This is a genomic window from Arthrobacter sp. HMWF013, from assembly GCF_003061105.1.
In the GTDB taxonomy this organism is placed as follows: domain Bacteria; phylum Actinomycetota; class Actinomycetes; order Actinomycetales; family Micrococcaceae; genus Arthrobacter.
This window is the reverse complement of sequence record NZ_QAIQ01000100.1, coordinates 1-5,773: the sequence shown is the minus strand read 5'-3', so window position 1 is coordinate 5,773 and position 5,773 is coordinate 1. Positions and strand designations below refer to the sequence as shown.

General features: G+C 57.7%; 7 protein-coding genes. All 7 read right to left on the bottom strand.

Annotated elements, in window-relative coordinates; all coding sequences use genetic code 11:
• Positions 1-717 precede the first annotated feature (717 nt).
• Positions 718-1,173, bottom strand: a complete 456-nt coding sequence (locus DBR22_RS04795; RefSeq protein WP_108598030.1) for a hypothetical protein — start codon at positions 1,171-1,173, stop codon at positions 718-720.
• Positions 1,170-1,544, bottom strand: a complete 375-nt coding sequence (locus DBR22_RS04790) for a helix-turn-helix domain-containing protein (protein ID WP_181365029.1) — start codon at positions 1,542-1,544, stop codon at positions 1,170-1,172. The genes DBR22_RS04795 and DBR22_RS04790 overlap by 4 nt, the downstream gene beginning before the upstream one ends.
• A gap of 32 nt (positions 1,545-1,576) precedes the next feature.
• Positions 1,577-1,939, bottom strand: coding sequence for a hypothetical protein (locus DBR22_RS23560; RefSeq protein ID WP_146187389.1), 363 nt, complete (start codon positions 1,937-1,939; stop codon positions 1,577-1,579).
• A gap of 136 nt (positions 1,940-2,075) precedes the next feature.
• Positions 2,076-2,756: a site-specific integrase gene (locus tag DBR22_RS04785; protein ID WP_108598028.1), complete on the bottom strand. Its 681-nt coding sequence runs from the start codon at positions 2,754-2,756 to the stop codon at positions 2,076-2,078.
• A gap of 489 nt (positions 2,757-3,245) precedes the next feature.
• Positions 3,246-3,470 carry a hypothetical protein gene (locus DBR22_RS04775; RefSeq protein WP_146187388.1) on the bottom strand — a complete coding sequence of 75 codons (225 nt, stop codon included), beginning with the start codon at positions 3,468-3,470 and terminating at the stop codon, positions 3,246-3,248.
• A gap of 219 nt (positions 3,471-3,689) precedes the next feature.
• The gene (locus DBR22_RS23555; protein WP_146187387.1) at positions 3,690-4,397 is read right to left on the bottom strand and encodes a hypothetical protein; all 708 of its coding nucleotides are present in this window, start codon (positions 4,395-4,397) and stop codon (positions 3,690-3,692) included.
• A 178-nt stretch (positions 4,398-4,575) separates the two neighbouring features.
• Positions 4,576-5,421, bottom strand: coding sequence for a tetratricopeptide repeat protein (locus DBR22_RS04765; RefSeq protein ID WP_108598024.1), 846 nt, complete (start codon positions 5,419-5,421; stop codon positions 4,576-4,578).
• Positions 5,422-5,773 lie beyond the last annotated feature (352 nt).

Below are 5,773 nucleotides of genomic sequence, written 5' to 3'. Positions count from 1 at the left end.
GTCGCCGGAGTCGGCAGGTTGAAAGTGATGTCGGCGCCTGATTTTGTGCTGAGTTTGAACTTTCCTGCGGGCAGAGCTGTAGCGGTCGGTGTGGGCGTAGCTGGATGTGAGGCTTGGGTTGCGGTCGGCCCAGCTGTAGGGCCATCCTGCGCTGCCGGCGCGGAACAACCGGCCAGAGTCAAGAGCGTGAGGACAGGCAGTGCAGCGGTAAAGAATTTCATGGTTCCCCCGATGTTGACCAGTTCTAAGGGTCATCCTATCCACCCACTGGGAGCGGGATAGGTTGGTGACTGTGGATCGAATCGAGAAGCGAACCAAGTTCACGCTGGCCGGCGTCAAGTATGAGCACGCCAACCCGGTTCCGGAGTTGGCCGCTGGGAGCGTTCGCAGGTTCCCGTCCGGGTCAGAAGCCCCAAGTAATCGCCCAAGTCCCCCTGACGGGCGGCGGGACCACCGAGGTCCATGGTTACGCCACTCACTGCAACCGTGACTGGGTCACGGTCGTTTGGAACGATGACAACATCCAGCACTTCGACTGCTGGACACCGGCTGCCGATGTGCGCCGTCCAGGTGAGGGCGAATGGCCTGGACGGTACGTCGCGTTCTGACGCAGCAGAGCGGCCTCAACTGGATGCACAGAGATCGCCCAATTCATCTTCTGGGACGATCGGCTTTTTGGGTTATTCGATGAGTAGCCGGCCGGACTTGAAAATCGCGTTAAGGCTGGGCGTCCTCGTCGAGGTCGTCATGCTGATGAACATCCTGATCTTCGTCCCCCATCTCCGTGATCTTAGGCTGCGGAGCTTTCATCGGCATCTCAAACATCTTCTCTAATTCGAGCATCCCGAGGGCCGTGCGGGCCTGTAGTCGACATAAGTCATAAAGCGATTCAAGCGCCTCCGACTTCGCCAGATATTCCGCGTAGTCATGCTCCACTTCAACCAGACCGCTGTCAACGAAAATAGAGCCCATCGTGACCGTGAAGGTGGCCTCATCGTTGGCGCCATGCAGTGTGGCGATCACAACCCGAAAATCGTCGTCCTCGTCGAGATCCTCCCCGGAATAGGAGCAACTCCAAGTTAGATGAGCATCACTGACCTCCGCGGTGTGCACTTCCAGCCCGAGAACCCTCGGGTCGGAAAGTATGAACGCATGATTGAACGGACTCTTCATCGCCTACCCAACATCAATTCAAGGAACCGCTCATTGCTCGGCCGCGCTTCATGCTGAACACGAAGGTCCCGACAGCTTCTATAGGCCATCCCAATCAACTTCGAGGGATCTGCCGGTGATGACTTTGATTCACGCTCAACGTCGAGCACAAGCTTCGCCCCCAGCACGTGAAGCGTCTTCGCAAGGTTGCGAACTGTTATGTTGCGTTCACCCGAAAGCCGGGCCGTGATTTCACTTCTTGGCACGCCCAGTTTTCTCGCCAAGTCAGCCCGACTCAGCCCGGCATTTTCCATGGCCTCAGCGATCAGTTCGCCGGCGTCCACCATCGCGGATTCTTCGGCGTACACAGCTTGATAATCTTCATCCCCCACACGGAAGACGCTTGAAGTCCTCATGGCGCCCCTCACTTCCATTCCCAAAATATGTCTATGGCCTTTTGAATCTCCGTCGGCACCCGGTTGTCCTTTGGCTTTTCTCTCCCATGAGTCAAGTACCAGGTTTCAAAATGCTTAACGAGATAGAGTCGATACTTATCGACCTTCAGTTCGTAGATTTCTGCATCTTGCTCTCGCCCGAGTCGTCGAAGGTTTTCCGGGCTTTTGATCGAGTGGTGATCCCGCAGCCGTTCGAAGTACCGCTGGTACCTTGCCTGGTACCTGGGAAGCAATGATCCAATGAACTCTTCTGCATCGCATATCCCCGATCGTCGGACGAGGCCTAAGACTGTGTCGCAGTCCGGCAGCATTCTGATGCAGTGTTCAGTCATATCTGAACACCTGAAGTCAAGGTATCACAAGCCGCGGCGGCGAGAGCTATCAGGTTGATCACAGTTTGTCGCTTCCCCCAATGGGCGGTGCGCGCCCTTGATCAGTCTCTCATCATAGGTTCTTCAGACAAGCCAGCTAACCAAAGCACGTCTCGATTTGCGTTATCCCAGCGCGTCGGCCGCCGCGGCGTCGGAGGGTGCGGACATACGGGCGTAGACGCGGAGCGTGGTCTGCGGGATCCTCATGGCCCATCCTGGCCTGTACGACGTGCACGGGGACGTTGGCGTCGAGCAGGTGGGTGCAGTGGGCGTGGCGGATCTCGTGTATCCAAGGCTTCCGGTCTAGCTGTGCGCCGACGAGCTCCCCCATGAGCGGCTGCCAGACTTCTTTGTGGAAGCGAGAGTTCCGCATGTACTCGCCATTGGGCCGCTGGAACACGTAGTCGTCCAGCTGGAGCGCGGTTAGGTGCTGTTCGAGCGCCGCGGAGAGTGCGGCGTTGCATGTCACGGTGCGGTTGCCCTTCTTCGACTTCGGCGGTCCGATCTCTTCGCCCTTGCCGATGGACTTCCATGCGCGGCTGACGCGGACCGATGCGCGGCCGTTCTTGAGCGTGATGTCCCGACGTCGTAGGGCTGCGGCTTCCGAGTATCGCAGACCTGTGCCGCCGAGGAAAGCGGATGAACAGTGAGTAGTGCGGGTCGATGCGCTCCGAGAGCATGACGAGGTCCTCCGGCGACAGGTAGACCGGTTCCCGAGCCTCGTTGAGGTCAGCTTCGGACACTCCCTTGGCCGGGTTCCTGTGCATGACTTCCTCATCGATGGCCGAGGCGAACGCGGCTGACAGGACGGCGTGGACGTTTCCCTTCGTCTTGCGCCCGAGCGGCTGGCCGGTCGGCTGGTTGGCGCGTGACTGGACCACGAGCTGGTCGAGCCAGTCGATCACCGCCGCCTTGTTGACCTTGTCCACGGGTGTCTTGCCGAGGTCGCTGCCGGCGATCTGCGCGGCGGCCATGTTCCGGTACTTGGCGATGGTGCCAGGCTGGGGCTTCCGCAGCAGGTCGATGTGCCGGACGACGACTTCATAGACGGTCGGTGCCGTCGAGTCCTTGCGGATCTTTGCTGTGGCCGCCAGTTTGAAGCTGTTTCCGTTGGCGTCGAGGAAGTCTTTGAGCTCCTGCGCTTTGTGCTTGGCCTCGCCCGGGGCGTAGTCCTTATGGAACGTGCGCGTCTTGAGCCCGGCGTCAGGGGTCCCGCCACGTTACCGTTTGCGACTCCCCACCCTTGGAGAGGGTCCGGGTTCGGATGCTAGCCACGGGCCGCCTTCTCCCTCAGCTTCGTCTCGAAGTCGTCCCGGTGCGCCTGGTGGCCGCCTGCCTGGATCTTTACGCCGCAGTCGCAATAGAACCTTCCATTGTGGTTATCGAAGCGCCGGTGTTCGTCGTCGAGATGCCCGGCTATGCGCGCATCCAGCACCTCGCTAAGCTCCCCCGTTCGCTTCGACTGTCCTGTTCCGTCCTGCTGTTGTTCCATGCCGGTCCCCATTCGCTCCTTATTTGCGCCAACAAAATGACCGTTCTCGCCAACAAGCAAAAAGATAAGCCCTAGATCACTAGGATCTAGGGCTTATCTTATGTGGAGCTAACTGTCAGAAAGTCGGTGTCTTCCACTGCAGTGTCTTCCATTTACACTCATCACCCCATTGCCCGAGTGTCTTCCTCGAACAGGGGTTCCCACAGATCTGTGTAGCGCTCAGGCGTCCATCGCATAGGCTTCTTCGGACCTAACCTTGCGCAGCTTTCCGTCTTGGTACATCCAGCACTGATTGTGCACGTCGCGGAAGCCAAACCCGGTCATTTCGCCTAAAGCAATTTTTGAAGCCCCTGCAGTTGACTCAACGGAAGGTCCCCACGCTATGTCAAAATCAACGACCCGCTCTGCTCCGGGCAAAAGTGTGTCGCAGAGAACGACAGAGTTTCGTCCTTCCCAGGTCCACGGGCCCTTTACATTCTGTAACCAAATATAGGTTTGTGTCACTGGCGAAGAGCCGGAGTTGCGGATTCTGGCCTTATGGCGCCATAACCTCTGAGGCCCAAAATTTTCTTGCGGAAGATGGAGAAATTCCAAATCCTGCGAGTGAGAAGGCTGGCGAAATCCCAAATCCTCAACGTCCATGTCCCAAGCCACAGCAACGCGAGCTGCTTCAGCGCGCTGATGCTGTTCCTCATGCCGTCGAGCATCAGAAGCATTTTTCTGGAGTGTGTAGACAGCGGCGCCGAAACCACCGAGTGTGGCTAGAGCACCCACCCATTCACCAACATTCCCAAAATCCGTGGCATACGGTACTAGCTGCAATTTCCAGGCTAGGAGGGCCGCCCCAAAACACAGAGCGAAGACAATCGCAAGTCCGAGGAGCCATCTCTCCCTAAGGCTGTATCCCTTTGACCGGCTGTCACCCATAACGTCCCTTCTGTAATTCTTTTTTCAGCAGCGAGCTTAGCGTCTCTCGCGCACTCCCCCTCGTGATGTCATGTCTAACTTCCAAAGTGGCTTCGTCAGTGACGACCAGAATTCGAACTCCTCGGATTACCTGTGGTTCTCAGCGACGTGGCTAACCTCGACACTGAATGTCGTGCGCTTATATAGGCCTTACTGTGGGATCACTGGCTATAGGAGGCATGTACTCGTCTGGGTTGAACCAATGCGCTAAACGCCGATGAGCGTCTAACATAAGTGCGTTATTCGATCCCAGGGTTCGCCTCATATCGAAAAGCAAGGCGGCAACCCACCTCTTCCAGTCCTCAACATGCTCCGGACCACCCCGGAACCAGTAAGCGAGCTCGACTCGGGCCTTAAGTGTAATGAGGTGGTCAGCTCCCAGTGCCCGCTCGCTATCGGTGACTAGCTTTTGGAGGGCAAGGTAAGCACTAGTAGCGTCACCCGCGTCTCCAGTCCAGCTAGCTACGGATAGCCTAATTTCAAGCGTCTCCGGGTGACTCGGGCCCAGAATTCGGATCTTGTCGGCCAGCAACTTCGAAAAAAGATCTCGCGCGCTTGGAGCATCACCCAACTCCCCCGCGAACACCGCAATGTTTTGCCGCACTTTGAGCGTATTGTCGTGGTCGGCGCCTAAAATCCGCACTAAGTCCGGAAGGAGTACGCACAAGGCCTCCTTTGCCTTGTCCATTCCAGCTACAGCTGCCAAAAGCGCGGCTAGATCAGCCCTGGCGACAAGTGTTGTGGGGTGATCAGGGCCGAGGACACGCTGCATACGTGGCAAGAGGTTAAGCATCATCGTGTATCCCCGCCGCCGGGTGTCCTTGGCATCCCCAAGCCGGACGGCCAAGTCATTGCTGGCCATCAAGGTCTCTGGGTGATCCGGACCAAGAAGGCCCACATATTCGGGAACTAACCTCTCCAACAAATTTATCGCCTCCGCTAGGAGTCCCCCGCAAGCTAGCCAGTGGGCGCTCAATCGTCGCATTTCCAGAGTTTCCGGATGAGACGTGCCAAAATCGGGATGACGAGCTGCGTCCTTACACCACTGCCTACATTCGTCAACGGCAGGGAGAAATTTCTCGGCATCAGCTAGGAGTCGAGCAAGCTGCCCTCGCGCTGTGATCGTACGTCGACTAGTTGTGGTGTTTTGAGCAACAGCAAGCCGAATTGCTAAGAGTGCCCGATAGAGCTCGATTGCCTTCTCGAAAAGCTCCCGGGCGTCATGCTCCCCCCGACGCGAGCGGGCAACTTCAGCCCATCCGGCGGCAAGATTCCCGAGCGCTGCCGCCGTTTGTGGAGCCCCTCGTCCGTATTTTTCAGTCAGCCGCTCGTGCTCG